This is a genomic window from Peterkaempfera griseoplana, assembly GCF_001418575.1.
GTDB lineage: Bacteria > Actinomycetota > Actinomycetes > Streptomycetales > Streptomycetaceae > Peterkaempfera > Peterkaempfera griseoplana.
In genome coordinates this window covers 1-23,766 of record NZ_LIQR01000499.1, presented here as the reverse complement: position 1 = coordinate 23,766, position 23,766 = coordinate 1, and the positions used below count along the sequence as shown (strand labels likewise).

Annotated in this window: 20 protein-coding genes; 10 read left to right on the top strand and 10 right to left on the bottom strand. The window is 73.8% G+C overall.

What is annotated here, in order from left to right:
* On the top strand, window positions 1-933 hold a 933-nt coding region (locus AOK09_RS31100; RefSeq protein ID WP_055590574.1), incomplete at its 5' end, for a TAXI family TRAP transporter solute-binding subunit.
* A 110-nt stretch (window positions 934-1,043) separates the two neighbouring features.
* Window positions 1,044-2,999, top strand: coding sequence for a bifunctional serine/threonine-protein kinase/glutamate ABC transporter substrate-binding protein (locus tag AOK09_RS31095; protein ID WP_107101505.1), 1,956 nt, complete (start codon window positions 1,044-1,046; stop codon window positions 2,997-2,999).
* Between the two features lie 63 nt (window positions 3,000-3,062).
* Here the strand turns inward: AOK09_RS31095 and AOK09_RS31090 are convergent, their stop codons facing one another.
* Both AOK09_RS31090 and AOK09_RS31085 read right to left on the bottom strand, forming a co-directional pair.
* A complete protein-coding gene (locus AOK09_RS31090; RefSeq protein ID WP_055590572.1) occupies window positions 3,063-4,457 on the bottom strand; it encodes a sensor histidine kinase in 1,395 nt (464 codons plus the stop codon).
* A gap of 6 nt (window positions 4,458-4,463) precedes the next feature.
* Window positions 4,464-5,222: a response regulator transcription factor gene (locus AOK09_RS31085; RefSeq protein WP_055590571.1), complete on the bottom strand. Its 759-nt coding sequence runs from the start codon at window positions 5,220-5,222 to the stop codon at window positions 4,464-4,466.
* A 338-nt stretch (window positions 5,223-5,560) separates the two neighbouring features.
* Between AOK09_RS31085 and AOK09_RS31080 the strand changes: the two genes are divergently transcribed.
* The 7 genes from AOK09_RS31080 (at window position 5,561) to AOK09_RS31050 (ending at window position 12,807) form a co-directional block, all read left to right on the top strand.
* Window positions 5,561-6,340 carry an amino acid ABC transporter ATP-binding protein gene (locus AOK09_RS31080; RefSeq protein ID WP_055590570.1) on the top strand — a complete coding sequence of 260 codons (780 nt, stop codon included), beginning with the start codon at window positions 5,561-5,563 and terminating at the stop codon, window positions 6,338-6,340.
* Between the two features lie 91 nt (window positions 6,341-6,431).
* Window positions 6,432-7,322, top strand: coding sequence for a glutamate ABC transporter substrate-binding protein (locus tag AOK09_RS31075; protein WP_055590569.1), 891 nt, complete (start codon window positions 6,432-6,434; stop codon window positions 7,320-7,322).
* A 79-nt stretch (window positions 7,323-7,401) separates the two neighbouring features.
* The gene (locus AOK09_RS31070) at window positions 7,402-8,052 is read left to right on the top strand and encodes an amino acid ABC transporter permease (RefSeq protein WP_055590568.1); all 651 of its coding nucleotides are present in this window, start codon (window positions 7,402-7,404) and stop codon (window positions 8,050-8,052) included.
* Entirely contained in the window at window positions 8,049-8,942 is an 894-nt protein-coding gene (locus tag AOK09_RS31065) for an amino acid ABC transporter permease (protein WP_055590567.1), read from the top strand. Before AOK09_RS31070 ends, AOK09_RS31065 begins: the two co-directional genes overlap by 4 nt.
* 230 nt (window positions 8,943-9,172) lie before the next feature.
* Window positions 9,173-10,816: an FAD-dependent monooxygenase gene (locus AOK09_RS31060; RefSeq protein ID WP_055590566.1), complete on the top strand. Its 1,644-nt coding sequence runs from the start codon at window positions 9,173-9,175 to the stop codon at window positions 10,814-10,816.
* A gap of 954 nt (window positions 10,817-11,770) precedes the next feature.
* Window positions 11,771-12,412: a cupin domain-containing protein gene (locus AOK09_RS42695; protein WP_055590565.1), complete on the top strand. Its 642-nt coding sequence runs from the start codon at window positions 11,771-11,773 to the stop codon at window positions 12,410-12,412.
* Entirely contained in the window at window positions 12,409-12,807 is a 399-nt protein-coding gene (locus AOK09_RS31050; RefSeq protein WP_245687568.1) for a rhodanese-like domain-containing protein, read from the top strand. The genes AOK09_RS42695 and AOK09_RS31050 overlap by 4 nt, the downstream gene beginning before the upstream one ends.
* Window positions 12,808-12,850: 43 nt before the next feature.
* Here AOK09_RS31050 and recX read toward each other — a convergent pair whose 3' ends face one another.
* The 8 genes from recX to AOK09_RS31010 all read right to left on the bottom strand — a co-directional run bounded on the left by recX (window position 12,851) and on the right by AOK09_RS31010 (window position 20,375).
* Window positions 12,851-13,471, bottom strand: coding sequence for a recombination regulator RecX (gene recX / locus AOK09_RS31045; protein WP_055590563.1), 621 nt, complete (start codon window positions 13,469-13,471; stop codon window positions 12,851-12,853).
* 146 nt (window positions 13,472-13,617) lie between these two features.
* Window positions 13,618-14,763: a recombinase RecA gene (recA, locus tag AOK09_RS31040; RefSeq protein ID WP_055590562.1), complete on the bottom strand. Its 1,146-nt coding sequence runs from the start codon at window positions 14,761-14,763 to the stop codon at window positions 13,618-13,620.
* A 269-nt stretch (window positions 14,764-15,032) separates the two neighbouring features.
* The gene (locus tag AOK09_RS31035) at window positions 15,033-16,256 is read right to left on the bottom strand and encodes an AI-2E family transporter (protein WP_245687567.1); all 1,224 of its coding nucleotides are present in this window, start codon (window positions 16,254-16,256) and stop codon (window positions 15,033-15,035) included.
* Window positions 16,257-16,328: 72 nt separating this feature from the next.
* Window positions 16,329-16,523 (bottom strand): DUF3046 domain-containing protein, encoded by a 195-nt coding sequence (locus AOK09_RS31030; RefSeq protein ID WP_055590560.1) that lies wholly within the window; start codon window positions 16,521-16,523, stop codon window positions 16,329-16,331.
* 34 nt (window positions 16,524-16,557) lie between these two features.
* Entirely contained in the window at window positions 16,558-16,875 is a 318-nt protein-coding gene (locus AOK09_RS31025) for an AzlD domain-containing protein (protein WP_055590559.1), read from the bottom strand.
* Entirely contained in the window at window positions 16,872-17,612 is a 741-nt protein-coding gene (locus tag AOK09_RS31020) for an AzlC family ABC transporter permease (RefSeq protein ID WP_055590558.1), read from the bottom strand. The genes AOK09_RS31025 and AOK09_RS31020 overlap by 4 nt, the downstream gene beginning before the upstream one ends.
* Window positions 17,613-17,699: 87 nt before the next feature.
* Entirely contained in the window at window positions 17,700-18,527 is an 828-nt protein-coding gene (locus tag AOK09_RS31015) for an AraC family transcriptional regulator (RefSeq protein ID WP_055590557.1), read from the bottom strand.
* A 183-nt stretch (window positions 18,528-18,710) separates the two neighbouring features.
* On the bottom strand, window positions 18,711-20,375 hold the full coding sequence (locus AOK09_RS31010; RefSeq protein ID WP_055590556.1) for a S8 family peptidase: 1,665 nt from the start codon (window positions 20,373-20,375) through the stop codon (window positions 18,711-18,713).
* Window positions 20,376-20,546: 171 nt separating this feature from the next.
* Here AOK09_RS31010 and AOK09_RS31005 point away from each other — a divergent pair.
* Window positions 20,547-23,766, top strand: a 3,220-nt coding sequence (locus AOK09_RS31005; RefSeq protein WP_055590555.1) for a DEAD/DEAH box helicase, incomplete at its 3' end; no start/stop codon positions are given.

The following is a 23,766-nucleotide window of genomic DNA, read 5'->3' as shown; positions in this document are numbered from 1 at the left end:
GCCGCCGCCCTGCTGCTGGGCTGGTGGCTGTCGCCGGCCTCCCCGGCGGCGTACCCCCGGGGCACGGTCGGTTTCGCCACCGGGGTGCCGGGCGGGGTCTACGAGCGGTACGGGCAGCTGCTGCAGTCCTATGTGCACCGGACCATGCCCGGCGTGGGGCTGCGGCTGGACCCCTCCGAGGGTTCTCCCGACAACCTGCAGAAGGTGGCGTCCGGCCGGGACTCCTTCGCCATCGCCACGGCGGACGCGGTCGCCACCTACTCCGGGCCGGACCGGGCGCGGCTGCGGGGCATCGCCCGGCTCTACGACGACTACATGCAGCTGGTGGTACCCGCCGACTCCCCCGTGCACCAGGTCGCCGACCTCAAGGGGCGCACGGTCAGCGTGGGACAGCCGCTGTCCGGGGTGAACCTGGTGACCAGACGGCTGCTGGCGGCGGCCGGGCTGGACCCCGACCGTGACATCGAGCCGGTCCCGCTGGGCATAGGCGACGCGGCCGACGCACTGCGCGAGGGCCGGATAGAAGCCCTCTTCTGGTCCGGCGGCCTGCCGACCGGCGCGGTCGACAGGCTCTCCCACCAGCTGCGGATCCGGCTGGTCCCGCTGGGACAGCTCGCGGAGAAGCTGCACCACGGCGGCGGTGACGGAGCGGGGGCGTACCGGGCCGCCAAAATGCCGGCGGACGCCTATCCGGAGGCGCTGCCCGCCAACACCCCGGTCTCCACGGTGGCGGTCGCCAATCTGATGGTGACCCGCGACGATGCCGACCCCGGGCTGGTGCAGGCCATGACCCGGGCGGTGATGGACAGCCGGGACGCGATCGGGGCACAGGTGCACGCCGCGCAGCTGATGGACCTGCGGACGGCGATCTACACCGACCCGTTGCAGCTGCACGAGGGCGCCCGCCGCTACTACGCCTCGGTGAAGCCCTAGGACTTGACGCAGTGGCCGCGGCGGACCGCCGCGGGGGGAGGGGTGATGGTCCCGTGTGCGCGGGACCCCTAACCTGATCCCTGACCGACACACGAGCCAGGGGGCCGGGGATGCACAGCGGGGGTGGACCCGACGGCGGGGCGCGTGCGCAGGGCGTGCCGCCGGGCCCGGCCGAGGACGGCCCCGGGGGCCAGGACGGCCCGCGCCAGGACGGCCCTCCGCCCCATGAGGGGGAGCACACCCCGGGACGGCTGATCGACAACCGCTACCAGTTGCAGCACCGGCTGGGCCGCGGCGGCATGGGTGTCGTCTGGGAGGCCCGGGACACCCGGCTGCACCGCCAGGTCGCCGTCAAGGAGCTGCTCTTCCGCGGCGCGGTGGACCCGGAGACCCAGGCCCAGTGGGTGGAGCGGGCGCGCCGGGAGGCGCAGGCCATCGCCCGCATCGGCCATGAGCACGTGGTGACGGTGTACGACGTCACCGAGGCCGACGGCCAGGTCTGGATCGTGATGGAGCAGGTCAATCCGCGCTCGCTGGCGGACCTGCTGCGCGCCCACGGCCGCCTCCCGGTGCAGGACGCCGCCCGGATCTGCCTGGAGGTGCTGCGGGGGCTGCGCGCGGTGCACGCCGCCGGGGTGCTGCACCGTGACGTCAAACCGCACAATGTGCTCTTCCGCCGGGACGGCCGGGCGGTGCTGATGGACTTCGGCATCGCCACCTTCGAGGGTGCCGCCCAGGTGACGCGGCTGCACGAGACGGTGGGCACGCCCAGCTATCTGGCCCCGGAGCTCTGCGATCCGGCCGGCCGGCGGCCGCCGGCCCCCGCGAGCGACCTCTGGTCGCTGGGGGTGACCCTGTACGAGATGGTCGAGGGACGGCTGCCGTTCCGCGGTCCCGCACCGTACGAGGTGCTGCTGGCGGTACGTGAGGACGACCCGCCGCCGCCGGAGCACGCCGGCCCGCTGGGACCGGTGCTGGCCGGGCTGCTGACCAAGGACCCGGCCCGGCGGCTGACCGCCGTACGGGCCGAGGAACTGCTGCGGCACGTGGTGCAGGAGACCCCGGTGACCCCGGCCCGGCTGGAGCTGGAGACCTGGCCGCTGCCGTCCGAGTCCGGCGACGGCGGCGGCGCCACCCCGCAACTGCCGGAGACCGGTGCCACGGCGGAGCACCGCCGCTGGTGGCGCGACCGGCGGCTGCGGCTGCCCGCGCTGGCGGCGGCGCTGGTGCTGGTGGCGGGCGCGTGCTGGTTCGGCTACCGCAGCTGGTCCCCGGCCGCCGATCCGCTGGCGGCGTCGCAGACCCTCGCCCAGGCGCACCAGCGGGGCGCCCTGGTGGTCGGGGTGAAGGCGGACCAGCCAGGTCTGAGCGTACTGACGGATCCTCAGAAGCAGCGCTACCAGGGCTTCGACGTGGACCTGGCCTCCTATCTGGCCAAGGACCTGGGCTTCGCCCCGGACCAGGTGCAGTTCACCACCGTGCAGACCTTCAGCCGCGAGCTGGTGCTGCAGAACCGCACCGTGGACCTGGTGGTGGCCAGCTACAGCATGACCCCGGAGCGGGCCCAGCAGGTGACCTTCGCGGGCCCCTACTACCTGGCGGGCGAGGACTTCCTGCTGCGGACCGACGAGAAGGACGTGGTCGGCCCGGAGGACCTGGTCGGCCGCAAGGTGTGCACCGCCCGCGGCTCCACTCCGGCGGAACGCCTCCCGGTGAAGTTCCACGGCATCCGGCTCACCTACCGCAGCAGCTACGGCGAGTGCGTCGCCGATCTGCTGGCGCACCGGGCGGACGCCGTCTCCACCGACGACATCATCCTCGCCGGGTACCAGAAGCAGCACCCGGACAAGCTGCGGCTGCTGGGCATCCCCTTCCAGTCGGAGGCCTACGGGGTGGGGATGGCCCGGGGTGAGAACGCGCTGCGCACCGAGGTGTGCGCAGCCATAGACCGCTATGTGGACTCCGGCGCCTGGCGGCGCTCCTGGCAGCGCTGGCTGCAGCCGCTGGGCCTGCTCCGGCCCAGCCCCGGCACCTGCTCCAACACCGACTGGCAGCGCTCCGGCTGACTCCCGGGCCGCGGCGTACGGCCGCACGGGTCCCCGGACCGGGGCGCACGACCGGCCGGAGGCTCAGCCCCCGGAGCGCCGCGGGGCGGTGAGGGTGACCTGCAGTCCGCGGGGCTCCCCCGGGCCGAACTCCAGCGCGCCGCCGGTGGCGGCCAGCAGAGTGCGGGCGATGGAGAGACCGAGGCCCGAACCGTCGACGTTCTGGTGGCGAGGGCTGCGCCAGAAGCGGTCGCCCACCCGTTCCAGCTCCTCCTCGGTGAGCCCGGGGCCGGCGTCGGCGACGGTGACCGCGACGTCGTCGGTGCGCAGCCCCACCACGACCCGGACCGCCTCTCCCGCCGGGGTGAACTTCAGCGCGTTGTCGACCACCGCGTCCAGCGCGCTGCCGAAACCGACCGGGTCGGTCCAGCCCAGCGCCATGGGCGGTCCCTCCCAGGTCAGCTCCACCCCGCGCTGCTCGGCGACCGGCCGCCAGGCGTCCACCCGCTCCAGTGCCAGCCGCACCAGGTCACTTGGCCGGGCCTCCGGCCGGGCGTGCTCGGCGGTGGCCAGGCCGAGCAGGTCGTCGAGCACCCGGCCCAGGCGCCGGCCCTCGTCCCGCACGCCGGAGAGCTCCTCCTCATGGCCCTCCGGCAGCTCCAGCCCCAGCAGCTCGATCCGCAGCATCAGCGCGGCCAGCGGATTGCGCAGCTGGTGAGAGGCGTCGGCGACGAAGGCCCGCTGCCGCTCCATGGAGAGCTCCACATGGTCGGCCATCTCGTTGAAGGAACCGGCCAGGCGGCGCAGCTCCGGAGGGCCTCCGGCCGGGGCGACCCGGGCGTTCATCCGGCCGGTGGCGATCTCGTGGGTGGCCTTGTCGAGCACCCGTACCGGGCGCAGCACCCAGCCGGTGAGCCGGATCGCGGCCACCACCGCGATCACCATGGCGGCGATCTCGCCGGCGCCCAGCAGCAGCCAGCGGTGCAGGATGCGGGACTGCAGCGCCCCGGTGGGCGAGTCGGTGAGCACCACGGCCACCACGTCGCCGTCGCGGACCACGGGGGAGGCCACCATCAGGGTCCCGCCGCGGGTCCACGGCCACACCTGCGGCGGGTTGTGGCTGCGCCGCCCGTCCAGTGCCTCCTGGAAGGCCTGCTCCTGGATGCCCTGACGGGCGGTCCACCAGTCGCCGGGCGAGACGGCGAGGGTGTCCCCGCTGCGGGAGAAGACCCCCGCCCGGATGCCGTAGACCTGGTGGTAGCGGACCACTTCGGCGCGGAGCGCCCGCAGCTGGGTGACGTCGTCGCCGTCCACCGGGGCGTACTGGGCGAGCCCGGCGAAGCGGGCGGCGTCGTCGATGCGGTCGACGATCACCTTCTGCTGCTCGGCGGCGGCCTCGGCAATCGCGAGCGGCACCCCGAGAGCGGCGAGCACACAGGCCATCAGGGAGAGCAGGAGGCCGAGGAGGCGGGTGCGCATCGAGGGTCAGCGGCTGCTTTCCGTCTCGGGGACGATGCCCGCCGGCGGTTCGGCGACCAGGCGGTAGCCGACCCCGCGCACGGTCTCCACCAGGGCGGGCAGCGCCAGCTTGGCCCGCAGGGAGGCGACATGGACCTCCAGGGTGCGGCCGTTGCCCTCCCAGCCGCTGCGCCAGACCTCGCTGAAGATCTGCTCCCTGCGGTAGACCACTCCGGGGTGCTGGGCGAGCAGCGCCAGCAGGTCGAACTCCTTGCGGGTGAGCGGGACCTCACGGCCCTCGACCGTCACCCGGCGGCGCTCCCGGTCGATCTCCACGCCGCGGGCGGCCAGCGGGTCGGCCGGGGCGGAGTCGGCCGCCGCCGGCTCGGCCGCGGGGCGGCCCGCCGAGGCCGCCGGGGTCCCGCTGCGCCGGGCGACGGCATGGATGCGGGCGAGCAGTTCGCCCATGTCGTAGGGCTTGGTGACATAGTCGTCGGCGCCCAGGTTGAGCCCGTGGATGCGGGAGCGGGTGTCGGCCCGGGCGGTCACCATGATCACCGGTACACCGCTGCGGTCCCGGATCCGGCTGCACACCTCGAAGCCGTCCCGGTCGGGCAGGCCGAGGTCGAGGAGCACCACCCGGTACGGCTCCGCGCCGTCGGGCACCAGCGCGTCCAGCGCCTCGCTGCCGCTGCGTGCGTGCCGCACCTGGAAGCCGTGCCGGCCGAGCACCGCCACCAGGGCGGCCGCCACATGGTCGTCGTCCTCGACGAGGAGCAGGCGCATCCTGCTCTCCCCCTTCTGCCGGAAGTACGTCCGTCGTCCTACCCAGTCGCTTCGGCAGCCCGCGGTGGTTCCCTGCATCCACCCCCACGGGCACCTCTCGGGTCAACCCCGATCGGGTGAAGCCGCAGCTACCGTTATTGACCTGGAACATTGGGCGACAGCGCCGGTGGGACCCACCGCGAGCACCGCTGTGTCCCGATCGTGATCCTCAAGTTCCGCTCAGATCTGCTGACGGTGTGTCGCGTCCCCTCCTATGGTCGCCCCACCGGGGCTGCGGACTCCGCCGGTCCGCGCCCCGGACGAGCAGCCGGCAGGACGGTACGAGGGAGCAGGGTTCGATGGCCGACGTCGCCACCACCGACACCACCACCACCGCCGGGACCGACGACCTGGTGGTGCTGACAGGCGTCAACAAGCACTTCGGGGCGCTGCACGTGCTCCAGGACATCGACCTGGAGATCGCCCGCGGCGAGGTCGTGGTGGTGATCGGCCCCTCGGGATCCGGCAAGTCGACCCTGTGCCGGACGATCAACCGGCTGGAGACCATCGACTCCGGCAGCATCACCGTGGACGGCCGCCCACTGCCCGCCGAGGGCAAGGAGCTGGCCCGGCTGCGGGCCGAGGTCGGCATGGTCTTCCAGTCCTTCAACCTCTTCGCCCACAAGACGGTGCTGGAGAACGTGGTGATGGGCCAGGTCAAGGTGCGCCGAACGGCACGCGCGCAGGCCGAGGCCAAGGCCCGCACCCTGCTGGACCGGGTCGGGGTGGGCGCACAGGCCGACAAGTACCCGGCGCAGCTCTCCGGCGGCCAGCAGCAGCGGGTCGCCATCGCGCGGGCGCTGGCCATGGACCCCAAGGTCATGCTCTTCGACGAGCCGACCTCCGCCCTGGACCCGGAGATGATCAACGAGGTCCTCGAGGTGATGCGGCAGCTCGCAGCCGACGGCATGACCATGGTCGTGGTCACCCACGAGATGGGCTTCGCCCGTTCCGCCGCCAACCGGGTGATCTTCATGGCGGACGGCCGCATCGTCGAGCAGAACACGCCCGATGCCTTCTTCACCGCGCCACGCAGCGACCGGGCCAAGGACTTCCTGTCGAAGATCCTCCACCACTGACCCACGTCCCACCGATCGCGCCGTCGCGCAGATCTACGCCCGGCCCGCCCTGTCCGGGCACGGGCGCAACCCCGTCAAGGAGAGAATCCGCATGAGGACTCGTCGCACCGCCGCGGCCGCACTGGCCGTGCTCGCTCTGACCGCCGTCGCCGCCTGCGGCAAGGACGGCTCGCCGGGCGGCGACAGCTCGGGCCCCGGCACCTCCTACGAGGTGAAGAAGAACGTCTCGATCACCGGCTCCCCGACCTTCGACGCCGCCAAGAAGCGCGGCAAGCTGATCATCGGCGCCAAGGCCGACCAGCCGAACCTGGGCTTCGAGGACGTCGCCAGCGGCACCCGCAGCGGCTTCGACATCGAGATCGCCAAGATGGTCGCCGCCGACCTGGGCTTCAGCGACAAGCAGGTGGAGTTCAAGACCATCCCCTCCACCAACCGCGAGACCGCCATCGCCGGCGGCGAGGTCGACTACTACGTCGGCACCTACACCATCAACGACGACCGCAAGAAGCAGATCTCCTTCGCCGGCCCCTACTTCGTGGCCGGCCAGGACCTGCTGGTGTCCAAGGACAACACCGCCATCACCGGCCCGGAGGCGGTCAAGGGCAAGCAGGTCTGCTCCGCCACCGGCTCCACCTCGATCAAGCGGATCGCGGACCAGTACGGCGCGAAGACCACCGCCTTCGACACCTACTCGCAGTGCGTGGACAAGCTGCTGGACGGCTCGGTGGACGCGGTGACCACCGACGACGCCATCCTCAAGGGCTACGCCGCCAAGTACCCGGACAAGCTCAAGGTGGTCGGCAAGCCCTTCTCGCAGGAGCCGTACGGCATCGGCCTCAACAAGGACGACAAGGCGCTGCGCGACGCCATCAACAACGCCATCGAGGCGCACGAGAAGAACGGCGACTGGAAGAAGGCGTACGACGCCACGCTCGGCAAGTCCGGCGCCAACGCCACCCCGCCGCAGCTCGTCCGCTACTGACCGACCTCCCGGGGCGGCGGCGCCCGGACGCCGCCGCCCCGGCCACGCCCGATCTCCACCTGGGAGGGGGACGGCCGCCATGAACGTCCTGTTCACCGACGACAACTTCACGCTCTTCCGTGACGGCTTCCTGCGCACGGTCGAACTGACCGCGCTCAGCGGCCTGCTGGCCCTGGTCCTGGGGGTGCTGCTGGCCGCCTTCCGGGTCTCACCCGTACCACCGCTGCGGATCTTCGGCACGGTGTGGGTGAACGTGCTGCGCAACACCCCGCTGGTGCTGCTCTTCTTCGCGGTGGTGTTCGGACTGCCGAAGATCGGCGTCGATCTCGGCTACTTCACCTTCGCGGTACTGGCCCTGGGCTGCTACACCGCCAGCTTCGTCTGCGAGACGGTGCGGTCCGGCATCAACACGGTGCCGCTCGGCCAGGCCGAGGCCGCCCGCAGCCTGGGCATGACCTTCGCCCAGACGCTGCGCCTCGTGGTGCTGCCGCAGGCCACCCGGACGGTGGTCTCCCCCACCGGCTCCATCCTCATCGCGCTCACCAAGAACTCGGCGATCGCCGGCGCCTTCAACAACGCGGAGCTCTACGGCGTGATGAAGACCTGGAACGAGCTGGGCTACAAGATCTTCGCGATCTTCTTCTGGATCGCGCTCGGCTATCTGGTCATCACCTTTGCGATCAGCGCCCTGTTCCGCTTCCTGGAGAACCGTCTGGCGGTGGCCCGATGAGCAGCAGCGTCCTCTACGACGCCCCCGGCCCCAGGGCCCGGACACGCAACCGGATCATCGGCGCGGTGGCCGTCATCGGCATCGCCGCCCTGATCTGGGTGGTCGTCTCCCGCCTGGACGCGCACGGCCAGTTCGCCGCGGACATGTGGGAGCCGTTCCAGTACAAGCGCACCCAGGAGCGCCTGCTGCACGGCCTCCAGGACACCCTGACGGCCTTCGGCTTCGCCGCGGTGCTCTCCCTGGCGCTGGGGGCGCTGCTGGCCGCCGGACGGCTCTCCGACCACCGGCCGGTGCGCTGGTTCTGCGCCGCCTTCGTGGAGTTCTTCCGCGCCATGCCGCTGGTCATCATGATCTTCGCGCTCTATGTGGGCATCTTCGGCGACGCCCCGCTGTGGGCGCTGGTGATCGGGCTGACCCTCTACAACGGCTCGGTGCAGGCGGAGATCTTCCGCGCCGGGATCAACGCGGTCCCCCGCGGCCAGAGCGAGGCGGCCTACGCCCTCGGCCTGCGCAAGACCCAGGTGATGAGCTCGGTGCTGGTGCCGCAGGCCTTCCGGTCGATGCTGCCCGCCGTACTCAGCCAGCTGGTGGTGACGCTCAAGGACACCTCCCTCGGCTACATCATCACCTACGAGGAGCTGCTGTACGTCGGCAAGCTCATCGCCGGCACCACCAGCACCGCCGAGGGCTACCCCTACATCCCCGTGGTGCTGGTCATCGCCCCGGTCTACATCGGGCTCTGCCTGGCGCTCTCCGGGCTCGCCCGGTGGATCGAGGCACGCGGCCGCCGCAGCAGCAAGGGCGCACCGCCGGCGCCGGCCGCGGACACCGGTATCGCACCCGACTCCGGAGCCGGGACCATCGTGGTGGCCGCGGCCGCGGACCAGTAGGGGCGCGCCCGGCACGGTGTCAGCCGCCCCCGGTGCCCACGACGGCCCCGGGGGCGGAGCGGCGCGATCCGGCGTACACCCGCTGCTGCTTGACGCGCCCGCCGGTGATCTGTTGCATTGCTCTTCGTGACACGATGCGGGGCACGTAGGCGAAGCACCCGAGCGACCGGACCGACACGCCGTCAGTCGCGCCACGCCCACCGCGTGTCCGCACCCCGGGGAGCAGCGCCATGGACCCGGTGATCATCGTCGGGGCCGGCCCGGTCGGCCTCGCCCTGGCACTCGACCTGGCCCGCCACGAGGTGCCCAGCGTCGTCCTGGACGAGGGACCGGGACTCTGCCCGGAATCGCCCCGTACCACCGTGCTCCGCCCGGACACCACCGCCCAGCTGACCCGTCTCGGCTGCACCGCGGCCATCAGCGACGGGGCGACCTGGGGCACCTGGCGGGTGCTTCGCCGCCGTACCGAGGTGCTCCGCATCGACCTCGGCCCCGGTCAGGTCCGCCATCTGCCCCAGCACCGGCTGCAGCGCGGCCTGCGGGACGCCGTCGGCGCCGAACCCCTGATCGAACTCGTGCCGCTGCACCACGTGGAGGAGCTGGAGCAGGACGACGACGGGGTGAGCGTCCGGACCCGGCAGACCCAGGACGGCCGCACCACCTGGTGGCGCGGCAGCCATCTGGTGGGCTGCGACGGCGCCCGGTCCACGGTCCGCAAGCTGCTGCGGGTCCGGTTCCCCGGGCGCACCGGGGTGGACCGCTACGCCGTCGCCACCCTCAGGGTCGACCTGCCCTTCCCCGGGGAGGCCCGGCTGCACCGGGAACCGCCCTGGCGCGGCGACCGGGAGGCGCTGGCCCGCCCACTGCCCGACGGGGTGTGGCGGCTGGACTGGCGGCTCCCGCCCGGCCGGCCCGCCCCGGCCGAACCCGTGGACCCGCACGCCACCTGGCCCGGCATCGTCACCGGCGACACCCTGGTCGCCCGGGTCCGCGCCACCCTGGCCGGCTGGTGCGGCGAGGTCCCCCGCTACGAACTGCTCGCCGCCGCCGACCACAGCGTCCAGCAGCGGCTGGCCGGCCGGTTCCGCTCGGGACGCTGCTTCCTCGCCGGGGACGCGGCCCATCTGCACGGCGCACTCGGCATGCAGAACCTCGACGACGGACTGCGCGACGCCGCCAATCTCGCCTGGAAGCTCGCCCTGGTGTGGCATCGCGACGCCGGGGACGCCCTGCTGGACTCCTATGAGAGCGAGCGGCGCGGTGCGGTCGGCGCCCGGTTGCGCGCCGTCGACCAGGCCATGCCGCTGCTGCGGCCGGTGAAGGGGTGGGAGCGGACCCGGCGCAGCCTGGTCTCCGGCTCCTTCCGCAAGTACGCACCGCTGCTGGCCGACGGAGCACTCGGCACGGGGCGGTTCGGCAGCCCACCGGCCTACCCGGTGGGCGGCGGCGCCGCGGTCGTGCGCGGCAGCGGACGTCGCAACACCGCGCTCTCCGAGGATCTGGCGCCCACCGATCCGGGTGTGCTGGTCCCCGACGTGGCGGTGATCGCCGCCGACGGCTCCCACGACCGACTGCACCAGCGGCTGGGGCGGGGTCTGGTGCTGGTGCTGGTCGCGCCCGGAACCGGGGTGTGGGCCAGCGAGCACTGGCTCGGCGCCGGACTGATGCCACGGCTGGCCGAGGCCGCGGCGGCGCTGCCGATGGCCTCCGAGGTGGTGGTGGCCGAGGTCTATCCGGGAGCCGGCGCCCACACCGTGCTGCTGGTCCGGCCGGACGGCCATCTGATCGGCACCATGCAGGGCTGTCGGCCGGAGGAGCTGGCCGCCCTCGCCGAGAGCGCCCGTGGCGGCCTGACCGCCCTCCCGACCGCGTGACCCGACCGTTCGGCTGCCTGCCCCACCGCGTGACCCGACCGTTCGGCCGCACGCTCGGCCCCACGCTCGGCCTCCGCCTGACCGGCGGGGCGGATGGGCCGCCGGGCCCGTGACGCGCTCCTCCCGGGCGGCCCGGGGGCGATGAACAGCTCGGTCCGGTCGGCGGGGCGGGTCCACCGCGCGCAGGTGGTCACCGCACCGGCCGTGGCCGAGGCCCTGGCCGGACCGCCCTGGGTGCTGCGGGCCGCGGTGGGCAAGCCGTACGACGGCTGCGTCGCCCGCGGACGGCTCGCGCACGGCCACCGCATGGCAGCGCTTGACCTCGCGACCGCCGGGGGCGAACCCGTTGTCCAGCCCTCCACAGGCGGCGGGGCACTGCTCGCATGGTTCCCGTCTGCCCCCGGCCGGCCTGGGCGCGCGATCAGCAAGGCCGCCCGCTTGCGGCGGTGCCAGGCCTTCCGGCACCGGCGTTGCCGGCGGGCCGCCCCAGGTTGCCCGGCCGGTGGCAGGGCGGTCCACAGGGGGAAAAGCCGTACGGGGGCGGTTCGTACGGGGGCGAACCACGGGCAACCGAGCGGACGCCAGGGCGCACCACCGGGCGGCCGGGCACCCGCACGGGCCGTGCTCGACCCCGTCTCGCGCCGCACGGGTGCTCGCTTGACCGGCCGTCGGGTGCGTGATTCACTCCCGACGTGGGACCTCTCGACCTCAGGCTCTTCCGCCGCACGCACCTGGACACCGTCCGGTACGTCGGCTGCCTGTGTTGTCGCCGCGCCGCCTGACCTCCCCGCCCCGCGGACCCCGCTGACCGGATCTCCGGCCCCGTCCGCGCCGCCGCGCACCCTTGCGCCCCACCCACGTCGGCGTGACCGCAGTGCCTCCACGCCGCCCCGGGTCAATCGCCAGCAGCCCTGCCCGGTCCGCCGGGCACCCGCCGTACCCAGGACGGTCACCTTGCCCCGCACCGACGCCCCGGCCCCCTCAGCCGCACAGCAGAACGCACCGACGTCACCCCGGCCGGCCTCGCCCGCGCCGGCGTCACCGCAGCCCGCCGAGCCCCGGAGCACCGCCCCCGGGACCACCGCGCTCCCTGCCGCCGACGGCCCGGGGCTCAGCGATCTGCTGGACTTCGCCCATCGCACCGCCGCCGACCCGGAGGTCCTGTCCCGGTTGCCGCTCGATCCTGAGCAGCGGACCTGGATCGCCTTGGAGGGGCCGAACGGCAGTGAGGCCTGGGTGATCGGCTGGCCCCCGGGTGCCGAGACCGGTTGGCACGACCACGGCGGCTCCCGGGGCGCCTTTGTCACCGCGGCGGGACGGCTGGCTGAGCAGTCCATCGCGGTGGAGCTTCCCACCGAGGGCTGGCGCAGCCTGGAACTGGTCGAGGGCGTCGACCGGGAGCGTGCGCTGCCGGCCGGCCGGGGCCGGGCCTTCGGCCCCCGCCATGTGCACCAGGTGGTCAATGTCTCGGAGGAGGAGCACGCGATCTCCGTCCATGTCTACTATCCGCCGCTACCGCTGCTGCGCCGCTACAGCCGTCGCGACCGGGTGCTGCGGCTGGAGTTCGTCGAGGGTCCTGAGGAGTGGGCGCTGTGACCACCACGCCGCGCAGCATCGACCAGGCCCTGGCCGAGGCCCGGACCCAGCTGGACCGACTGACGCCCCATCAGGCAGCCGCCGCGGCACAGGAGGGCGCCCTGCTGATCGACATACGGTATGCGGCGCTGCGGGACCGGGACGGCACCATCCCCGGAGCGCTGGTGGTCGAGCGCAATGAGCTGGAGTGGCGGCTGGACCCCCAGTGCGACCATCGGCTGCCCGTCGCCGCCCATCATGATCTGCAGGTGGTGGTGGTCTGCAATGAGGGCTATGCCTCTTCGCTGGCCGCCGTCTCCCTGCAGCAGCTGGGCCTGCACCGGGCCACCGACCTGGTCGGCGGCTTCCAGGCGTGGGCGGCCGCCGGCCTCCCCGTCACCCCCGCGCCGGCCTGAGCCCCCCGAGGGTGCCGGTGACGACGGCCGGGATCCGCCGGGGTCACTCCTGGGGGAGCCAGTGATCCAGCTCCTCTTCGCTCTCGCCCTCCTCGGCGAGCGCCTGCCGGACCACACGCAGGGCCAGCCCCTCCGGGTAGCCCCGGCGGGCGAGCATCCCGGCGAGCCGGCGAATGCGGACCTGGCGGTCCAGTCCGCGGGTGGAGCGCAGCTTGCGGTCGACCAGCGCCCGGGCGGTCTCGGCCTCCTGCTCGGGATCCAGCCGCCCCACGGCATCCTCGACGACCGAGCCGGAGACTCCACGGGAGCGCAGTTCCCTGGCGAGTGCCCGGCGGGAGAGACCGCGACCGGTATGGCGGGACTCCACCCAGGCGTCCGCGAAGGCCGCGTCGTCGATCAGGCCCACGTCCTCAAAGCGGGAGAGGACCTCGTCAGCCGTCTCCTCGGGGATGCCCCGCTTGCGCAGGGCGTCGGCCAGCTGTCGCCGGGTGCGGGGGGAGCCGGTGAGCAGTCGCAGGCAGATGGCCCGCGCCTGCGCTGCGGGGTCCCGGAACTCCTCGGCGTCGCCCTCCCCCGCCGGTGGACCGTCCGTCCGGCGGCCGCGGGAGCGGCCCCGCCGCAGCGGCGGGGCCTCGGGCTCGGCCGTGGGAGGTGGCTCGGACACGGAAGCGGACTCGCTTCCTGTCTCCGGGGGCGGGGAGAAGGAGGGCCCCGCCGCGCCATTGGCGCACCAGTCCCGAGGGCCCCAGTCGCCCGTCTCCGGTGGGGATCCGGGGACGGGCGACTCAGCGTTGCTCCGCATCGGCAGCCTCAGGCCTTGGCCGTCTTCTTGGCGGCGGCCGTCTTGGCCGCGGTGGCCGTGATCGGCTTGACCGCGCTGTCGGCGGCGGCAGGGGCAGGGGCAGCCGGGGCGGCACCGGTGGCGGCAACCGGGTCCGCGGCGTCGGCAGGAGTGTCGACACGGGGGCCGACACCCAGCTTCTCCTTGATCTTCTTCTCGATCTCATCGGCGAGGTCGGGGTTGTCGCGCAGGAAGTTGCGCGCATTCTCCTTGCCCTGGCCCAGCTGGTCGCCCTCGTAGGTGTACCAGGCACCCGACTTGCGGATGAACCCGTGCTCCACACCCATGTCGATCAGGCCGCCCTCGCGGCTGATGCCCACGCCGTAGAGGATGTCGAACTCGGCCTGCTTGAACGGCGAGGCGACCTTGTTCTTGACCACCTTGACGCGGGTGCGGTTGCCGACCGCCTCCGTGCCGTCCTTGAGGGTCTCGATCCGGCGGATGTCCAGCCGGACCGAGGCGTAGAACTTCAGCGCCCGGCCACCGGTGGTGGTCTCCGGGGAGCCGAACATCACGCCGACCTTCTCACGGAGCTGGTTGATGAAGATCGCGGTGGTCTTGGACTGGTTGAGAGCACCGGTGATCTTTCGCAGCGCCTGGCTCATCAGCCGGGCCTGCAGACCCACGTGGGAGTCGCCCATCTCACCCTCGATCTCGGCGCGCGGCACCAGGGCCGCCACCGAGTCGATCACGATGAGGTCGATGGCCCCGGACCGGATCAGCATGTCCGTGATCTCCAGGGCCTGCTCACCCGTGTCGGGCTGGGAGACCAGGAGGGCGTCCGTGTCGACGCCCAGCTTCTTCGCATAGTCGGGGTCGAGGGCGTGCTCGGCGTCCACGAACGCCACGATGCCGCCCGCCCGCTGTGCGTTGGCCACCGCGTGCAGCGCGATGGTCGTCTTGCCGGAGGACTCCGGTCCGTAGACCTCCACCACGCGGCCGCGCGGAAGGCCCCCGACGCCGAGGGCGACGTCCAGAGCGATGGAGCCGGTCGGAATGACCTCGATCGGTGCCCGCGCCTCGTCGCCGAGACGCATCACCGACCCCTTGCCGAACTGTCGCTCGATCTGCGCGAGTGCGGTCTCTAGGGCCCGCTCGCGATCGGTACCTGCCATGGATTCCACCCTGCTGGTCTGTGCTGCTGTGCGCTTCATCGTCATCGACGCTAGCGCGTACCACTGACAATCGGTCCCGAGAGGGCCCAGCCTGTGGATAACCCGCCATCGGCCAGCATACAGAACGCAAGTTCGATTCCTGGGAACGGCGGCATTACTTCACCCTCAGGAGTGACGCGGTCCGCGGGTGCCTCAGGCCGGAGAGACCCGGTCCGGCAGGCGACTCGATCCGCAGTGGCCTGGCCCGCAGCGCCCCGGTCCGGAGCGGCTCAGTCCCCGGCCCCGCGACCGCGCCTGCCCCGGGAGACCAGCCGCCGCAACCGGCGCGCCGCCTCCCGCCGCCGCAACCGGCGGGTCTCCCCCCGGTCGATGCGCGGATCCTGCGCCACCTCGTAGCGCTTCACATAGGTGGTGACGAACCCCTGGACGGTCGCCGCCGCCGGAATGGCGATCACCGCACCCACCGCACCCAGCAGCGCCGCCCCCGCGATCACCGACCCGAAGGCCATCGCCGGATGCACCTCCACCGTCCTCGCCGTCACCCGCGGCTGCAGCAGATAGTTCTCCACCTGCTGGTAGACGACCACGAAGCCGAGCACCCAGAGGGCGTCCACCGGGTCCACGGTGAGCGCGACCAGCATCGGCAGCGCCCCCGCCAGGTACGTCCCGATGGTCGGCACGAACTGGGAGACCACCCCCACCCAGACCGCCAGGGCCGCCGCGTACGGAATGCCCAGCAGCGCGAAGAGGACGCCGTGCGCCACCGCGGAGAAGACCGCGAGCAGCACCCGGGAGTAGAGATAGCCGCCGGTCTTGGCGAGGGCGATCTCCCAGGCCCGCAGCACCTCGCCCTGCTTGGCCGGCGGCAGCAGCGAGCACACCGTACGCCGCACCCGGGGCCCGTCCGCGGTGAGGTAGAAGGCGAACAGGGCGATGGTGAAGAGCCGGAAGAGGCCCCCGACCAGGGTGCTGGACACTCCCCAGATGTTGTCCGCGGCCTGCTGGGCGTACTTCTCCACGCTCCCGGAGTCCTGGAGCACCCGCCGCTGCAGCTGGGCCAGTGAGAGGTCGCTGTTGAAGGTGCGGTTGACCCAGCCGATCAGGTCGTTCAGCAGATGCGGCAGCTGTCTGGCCACCGTCCCGACCTGGTCCACCAGCAGGGTGCCCAGTGCGGCCAGGAACCCGCCCATGCAGAGCAGCACCACCACGAAGACGATCATCGTGCCCAGGCCGCGCCGCACTCCCCTGGCCGCCATCCGGTCCACCGCCGGCTCCATCGCCAGCGACAGGAAGAAGGCGACCAGCACCATGGTGAAGAGGCCGATCAGCCGGTGGAAGACCCAGTCCGCGAACTCGAAGAGCCCCGCGAAGACGAAGAACAGCGCCAGCGCCCGGGGCAGCCAGCGGGGCATCCGGTGCGCCGCTGCCGGAGCGGGCCCCGGAGCGGGCGCGGCGGACGGGGGAGTCTCCTGGGGTTCTTCGCCGGCGGCCACACCCCCAGTCTCACCCATGCCCGTCCGCCGCTCAGGACGGGCCGGCCCCTACCGACCGGCCGCGGGACGGGCTCAGCGGTGCGCGGCGGGCACGTCCATCGCGGAGCACACCGCGCGCCACACGTCCTTGGCCTCCCAGCCGGCGTCCAGCGCCTGGTGTACGGTCCGCCCGCCGAGCTCGGTCATCACATGGTCACGAGCAAAGCTGTCCGCGTACGCCTCACCGAAGTGGGCGTTCATCCTCCGCCAGAACTCTGTCAGCCGCATGCCCCCCAGTATCCCGTGTCGCCAGGGACGCCGTTCAACCGGCCAGCAGCGCCCGCAGCAGCGCGGTGACCAGTACCGCCGCCCCCACGACCACCAGGAAGGGCGCCCGGAGCAGCACCGCGACGGCCGCGGCCGCCAGCCCGGCCGCCCGGACGTCGAGCTGCAGCCCGTGGCCGTGCTGCCGGCCCAGGGTCTGCAGCACCGTGAGCGCCGCCAGCAGGGCCACCGGGGCCAGCGCCGCGAACCTGCGCACCACCGGACGCTCCAGCAGCCCGGTGGGGACGCTGAGGCCCAGCAGTTTCATCAGATAGCAGCCCGCGGCGGTGGCCCCCACCGCGATCCAGACGGTCATCGCACGGCCTCCGCCCCGCGGCGCGCGCGGTACCGCAGCGCCAGGGCCACCAGCGGCACCGCCGCCAGCGCCAGCAGCACCGGCACCCCGGCGGGCACCACGAAGGTGGCGGCCAGGGAGAGCACCGCCCCCACCGCGGCAACGGCCCGCTCCGCCCCGCCCTCCCGCAGACGCGGCGCCAGGAGCGCCAGGAAGACGGCCGGGCCCGCAGCGTCCAGGCCGTAGGCCGCGGGGTCGCCCAGCGCACCCGCGCCCAGCGCGCCGGCCAGGGTGGTGAGGTTCCAGAGCGCGAACAGGGAGAGGCCCGTGACGGTGAACCCCCACCGGGTGGAGCGCCGGTCGGGCTGGACCAGTGCGACCGCCGCGGTCTCGTCGATCACCAGCTGCGCGGCGAACGGCCGGACCGCCCGGGGCAGCGCCAGCCGCTCGGAGAGCCGCAGCCCGTAGAAGCTGTTGCGCACCCCGAGGAAGAGCGCCCCGGCGACCGCCGCCACCGGCGCCGCACCCGCGGCCAGCGCCCCGACCAGGGCGAACTGCGAGGCACCGGTGAAGACCAGCAGGCTCAGCGCACAGGTCTGCCACACGGTCAGCTGCGCTCCGGCCCCGGCCACCCCGAAGGCCACCCCGGAGATCCCCACCGCGATCCCCACTCCGAGCGAATCCCGCACCACGGCCGCGGTGGGCCTCGCGGTCGGGGCGACGGCGTCCATGGCCGGTGGTTGTGTCACTGCACTCATGCACCCATCCTGGCCGGACCGCGGGCGCAGGCTCTTGTACGTTCCTGCACGGCGGTCCGCTCCCCCGCCCGCCGCAACGAAGGGGACTCAGCCCCGGCCGCGCTCGCGGCGGTACGCGCCGGGCGGGACGCCGACGATCCGGCGGAAGTGCCGGGTGAGATGGGCCTGGTCGACGAAGCCCACCTCGGCGGCGGCCCTGGCCGGCGGGGTCCCGGTGTCCAGCAGCAGCCGTGCCCGGCGGACCCGCTGCTGGTTGAGCCAGGCGTGCGGCGGCAGCCCGTGGGCGTCACGGAAGGCCCTCAGCAGCGGGAAGGGCCGGGTGCCGACCTCCGCAGCGAGCTCCTCCAGGGTGGGCGGCTCGATCAGGCGGGCCTCCAGGATCTCCCGGGCCCGGCGCACCGCGGCCGCCCCGGCCGCCGTACGCGGGCCGCCCGCGCCGGGGGTGCCGTGGGCCCGCAGCAGCCGCGCCACGGTGAGCCGCAGCAGGGTGTCGGCGGTGAGTCCGTCGTCGCGCTCGGCGGCCCGGTGGACCCCGGCGACCAGACTCACCAGCCCGGGGTCGGGGACGACCGCCTCGGTGAAGCCCGGGAGTCCGCCGCGGCCCGGGACGGCGAGCTCCTCGGCGACCGAGGCCACCACCTCCACGGCGGGGTAGAGCACCAGGTAGCGCCAGCCGTCCGGGGTGCCGGAGTGGCCGGTGTGCATGCTGTCCGGATTGATCAGCGCGAGACTGCCGGCCCCCGCACGCTGGGTGCTGCCCCGGTACCGGAACTCCTCGACGCCCTCGGTGATCGCGGCGATGACATAGGTGTCATGGGTGTGGCGCCCGAAGGTGTGCCGGATGTAGCGGGCGTTGAGCAGGTCGACGCCCGGGAGTGCGGGGTGCCTCCAGTAGCGCGCGGTCTCCTCGGCCATGTCCGCCATCCTGCCCCGGCGGGCGGGCCCGGAGCCAACCCCCTGCCCCGCAAAGCCCAGAGGTGGGGGGGCCGGGGTGGTCCGCATCCTGCCGCAGCGGCCGTCCCGTCACCGCCGTCCTGTCACTGCCGTCCCGTGACCGCCGTCCTGTCACCGCCACGCCGTCGCCGCCTCCCCGTCGCCTCAACCAGGCCCCGGCTCTCCGCGCCCGGCGGCGGAGTCCGGTGCGGACAGCGGGGCTGCCGAGTCGGGCACCGCACCCCCGGGCTCGTCGGAGTCCGGCGCTGCGGGGCCGAACACGCCGGCGACGGAGAGCACCCCCGCGCCGAAGTAGCGCGGATCGGCGCAGAGCCCGGCGCCCAGCAGGCAGCGTCCGTGCAGCGCGGCGCCGGTCAGCGCCTCCCGCAGCCGGTCGGACCCGTACTCGGGATGGGCCGCCGCCATCAGCGCCACCGCGCCGGTGACGTGCGCCGCCGCCATCGAGGTGCCCGCCAGGGCCGCATACCGGCCGCCGGGCCAGTCGGAGACCACCGCCCTCGCGGTACCGCCGTCCGGATCCCCGCCCGGCGCGGCGATCGCGATCCGGTCGCCCCCGTAATTGGAGTACCCCGCGACCGCCCCCGACCGCTCCAGCGCGCTCACCGCCACCACACCGGGCAGTTCGGCGGGCAGCCGGATGCACTCGGCGCCCAGGGTGCGCACCGGCGGCGGGGCGGAGCCCGTCCGGTCGTTGGGGCTGCGGCCGTCGGTACGGGGAGCACCCAGGTCCTGGGCGTCGTTGCCGGCCGACGCCACCACCACGGCGCCGCGCTCGCGGGCGTAGCGCACCGCGCGGGCGATCGAGGCGGTGATCGCCGCCTGGTCGTGGTCCTCGGGGCAGTTGTACTTCCACGGGTCGGAGAAGAAGCTGTCGTTGATCGCCCGGGCGCCGTGGTCCGCGGCCCAGAGCAGGCCGCAGACGATGTTCTCGGCGTAGTACTGCCCGGGCGCGCCGAGCAGCCGTACGGCGGCGATGCGGACGCCGGGGGCGACGCCGATCACACCGTCCCCGTCCCGCGCCGCACCGATGATCCCCGCCACATGGGTGCCGTGGCCGCTCTCACTGATGCTCTCGTCGGGCCGCCAGGAGCCCGCCCGGTGGTCGGGGCGGCCGTCGGCGCAGGAGGCCGAGCGGTCGGGGTCCACCGCGTCCCGCAGGTCGGGGTGGGAGTCGTCGACCCCGGAGTCCAGGACCGCGACCACCACCCGGTGCAGCGCGGCCTGTTCGCGGTCGCGGTCGCCGCCCACCCGGCTGAGCAGCTCCGCGCTGCTGTCCCCGGGGGCGGCGTCGGCGCCGATCATCTCCAGGTTCCAGGCGGGCCGCTCCCGCGGGTCCGCCACGACGGGGGCGTCGTCCGCGGGGACCCGCGTACGCCCCAGGCGCCGACCCGCGTCATGCGCCAGGTCCACACGTCCGTACGCCCGGAAGTCTCCCTCGTCGGTCAGCTCGCCCGGCAGACCGGAGGCCGGCACCGTGCGGCTGGCCCCGGCCTCGGCGACGCCGGGCCGACTGCGCAGCCGGGCGGCGAAGGAGCGCCGGTCGGCGTACGCCAGGACCACACCGATCTGCGGATAGCTCTCCACCACGGTGCCGCCGGCGGCCCGTGCCTCACGGGCGGCGAGCCGCGCACCGCCGGCGTCGGCGCGCTCGGCCACCACCAGATAGCTCAGATAGGCGTGGCCGGGCCCGCCCACGTAGGGCACCGCGCCGCCGAGCAGCAGGGCGGCCAGCGACAGGACGAAGAGGCAACGGACCAGCGTCGGGGTGCGGCGGCGTGGGCTGCGGCCATCCCTGGGGACCTGCTGCACCGCACCTCCACCCGTCACCGGCGGCCTGTGGGGATCACAGGTATCTACATACGATATGAGCGAAATATGTGACACGTCCTGGCCTACTGCACCGGACGCGGGACCCCGGTCCCCTGGCCGGAGGCACCGGCCCGGGGACCGGGTGTCAGTGGGGCGCGGCACCATGGGGTCATGGCACCGCACTCCTCCGACCGGGCCGGCGACGCCGCCGGCCCCTCCGATCCGCTCGCCGGGTTCTCCCCCGCCACCCGGTCCTGGTTCAGCGGTGCCTTCCACGCGCCCACCGCCGCCCAGTCGGGAGCCTGGCGGGCCATCGGCGAGGGCTCCGACGTCCTGGTCGTCGCCCCCACCGGCTCCGGCAAGACGCTCGCCGCCTTCCTCGCCGCACTGGACCGGCTGGCCACCGTCCCCCCGCCGGCCGAGCCCCGGCGGCGCTGCCGGGTCCTGTACGTCTCCCCGCTGAAGGCGCTCGCCGTCGACGTCGAGCGGAATCTGCGCGCCCCGCTCACCGGCCTGCGGCAGACCTCGGTGCGGCTCGGCCTGCCGGAGCCGGAGGTGCAGGTCGCCATCCGGTCCGGGGACACCCCTGCCGCCGAGCGGCGGCGCTTCGCCACCCACCCGCCGGACATCCTGATCACCACCCCCGAATCACTCTTCCTGCTGCTCACCTCCGCCGCCCGGGAGGCGCTGCGCGGAGTGGAGACGGTGATCCTGGACGAGGTGCACGCCGTCGCCGGCACCAAGCGCGGCGCCCATCTGGCCCTTACCCTGGAACGGCTGGACCAGCTGCTGGAGCGGCCCGCCCGCCGGATCGGGCTCTCCGCCACCGTGCGGCCGGTGGACGAGGTCGCCAGGTTCCTCAGCCCGCAGCGCAAGGTCACCGTGGTCCAGCCGGCGTCGGCCAAGGAGTTCGACCTCTCGGTGGTCGTCCCCGTCGAGGACCTGGGCGAGCTCTCCGGCGGCCGCCGGCAGGACGGCGGGGCGGAGGACGGCGACCAGCGGCTCGCGGCGGCCACCGGCCAGGCCGGGGGCGCCTCGATCTGGCCCCATGTCGAGGAACGGATCACCGACCTGGTGCAGCAGCACCGCTCCACCATCGTCTTCGCCAACTCCCGCCGGCTCGCCGAGCGGCTGTGCAACCGGCTCAACGAGATCGCCCACGAGCGCGCCACCGGGGAGGCGCTGCCCGAGGCCCACGCGCCCGCCCAGCTGATGGCCCAGGCCGGGGCGAACCGGGGCGCACCGCCGGTGCTGGCCCGTGCCCACCACGGCTCGGTCTCCAAGGAGCAGCGCGCCGCCGTCGAGGAGCAGCTCAAGGCCGGGGTGCTGCCCGCCGTGGTCGCCACCTCCAGCCTGGAGCTGGGCATCGACATGGGCGCCGTCGACCTGGTGGTCCAGGTGGAGTCACCCCCCTCGGTCGCCTCCGGACTGCAGCGGGTCGGCCGCGCCGGACACCAGGTGGGCGCGGTCTCCACCGGGGTGGTGTTCCCCAAGTACCGGGGCGACCTGGTGCAGGCGGCCGTGGTCACGGAGCGGATGCGCCAGGGCGCCATCGAGTCGCTGCGGATCCCGCAGAACCCGCTGGACGTCCTGGCCCAGCAGCTGGTCGCCATCACCGCCATGGACACCTGGGACGTCGACGAACTGCTGGCCCTGGTCCGCCGCGCCGCCCCGTTCGCCGCGCTGCCGCACTCCGCGTACGAGGCGGTGCTGGACATGCTGGCCGGGCGCTACCCCTCGGACGCCTTCGCCGAGCTGCGCCCCCGGCTGGTCTGGGACCGGGTGGCGGGCACCCTCACCGGCCGGCCAGGCGCCCAGCGGCTCGCGGTGACCTCCGGCGGCACCATCCCCGACCGGGGCCTGTTCGGGGTCTTCCTCGCTGGGGCCGACCCCAGGAAGGGCGGCGGCCGGGTCGGCGAGCTGGACGAGGAGATGGTCTACGAGTCGCGGGTCGGCGACGTCTTCACCCTGGGCACCAGTTCCTGGCGGATCGAGGACATCACCCATGACCGGGTGCTGGTCTCCCCCGCCCCCGGCGTCCCGGGCAAGCTGCCGTTCTGGCACGGCGACGCCCTCGGCCGTCCGCTGGAGCTGGGCCGGGCCGTCGGCGCCTTCGTACGGGAGATCGGCGGTCTGGCGCCGGAGGCCGCGCTGGAGCGGCTGACCGCTGCCGGGCTCGACGAATGGGCGGCCGCCAATCTGCTCTCCTACCTCACGGAGCAGCGCCAGGCCTGCGGGCACGTCCCCGACGACCGGACCGTGGTGGTGGAGCGCTTCCGCGACGAACTGGGCGACTGGCGCGTCGTGGTCCACTCCCCTTTCGGCGCCCAGGTGCACGCCCCCTGGGCGCTGGCACTCGGCGCCCGGCTGCAGGAGCGGTACGGACTGGACGCCCAGGTGATGCATGCCGACGACGGCATCGTGCTGCGGCTGCCCGACGCCGACCTGCTGGACTTCCCCTCCGACGGCGATCCCTTCACGGACCGGCCGGCGCCCGCTGCCGCCGCCGACGAGGCGCCGCTGGGCGCCGACGCGGCCGTCTTCGAGCCGGGCGAGGTGGAACAGCTGGTCACCGAGCAGGTGGGCGGATCGGCGCTGTTCGCCTCCCGCTTCCGCGAGTGCGCCGCCCGTGCCCTGCTGCTCCCCCGGCGCAGCCCCGGCCGCCGCACACCGCTGTGGCAGCAGCGCCAGCGGGCGTCCCAACTGCTCCAGGTGGCCTCGGAGTTCGGCTCCTTCCCGATCGTGCTGGAGGCGGTCCGCGAGTGCCTCCAGGACGTCTTCGACGTCCCGGGCCTGGTGGAGCTGATGCGGGACGTCGAGAGCCGCCGGGTGCGCCTGGTCGAGGTCACCACGCCCGAGCCGTCGCCCTTCGCCCGGTCGCTGCTCTTCGGCTATGTCGCCCAGTTCCTCTACGAGGGCGACTCACCGCTCGCCGAACGCCGCGCCTCCGCCCTGTCGCTGGACGCCCGGCTGCTCGCAGAGCTGCTCGGACAGGCCGAGCTGCGGGAGCTGCTGGACGCGGACGTCCTCGCCGAGCTGGAGGCCGAGCTGCAGCGCCTCAGCCCCGAGCGCCGGATCAAGGACGTCGAGGGCGTCGCCGACGCGCTGCGGCTGCTCGGCCCGCTCACCACCGCCGAGCTCGCCCTGCGCGGCGCCGACGCCGCCTGGGCCGCCGAGCTGGAGGCGTCCCGCCGCGCCATCAGGGTGCGGATCGCAGGCGAGGAGCGCTGGGCCGCGGTGGAGGACGCAGGACGGCTGCGGGACGCCCTGGGCACCCCCCTGCCGGTGGGCATCCCGGAGGCCTTCACCGAACCGGTCAAGGACCCTCTCGGTGACCTCCTCGCCCGGCATGCCCGCACCCACGGCCCGTTCACCGCCGCGGCCGCGGCGG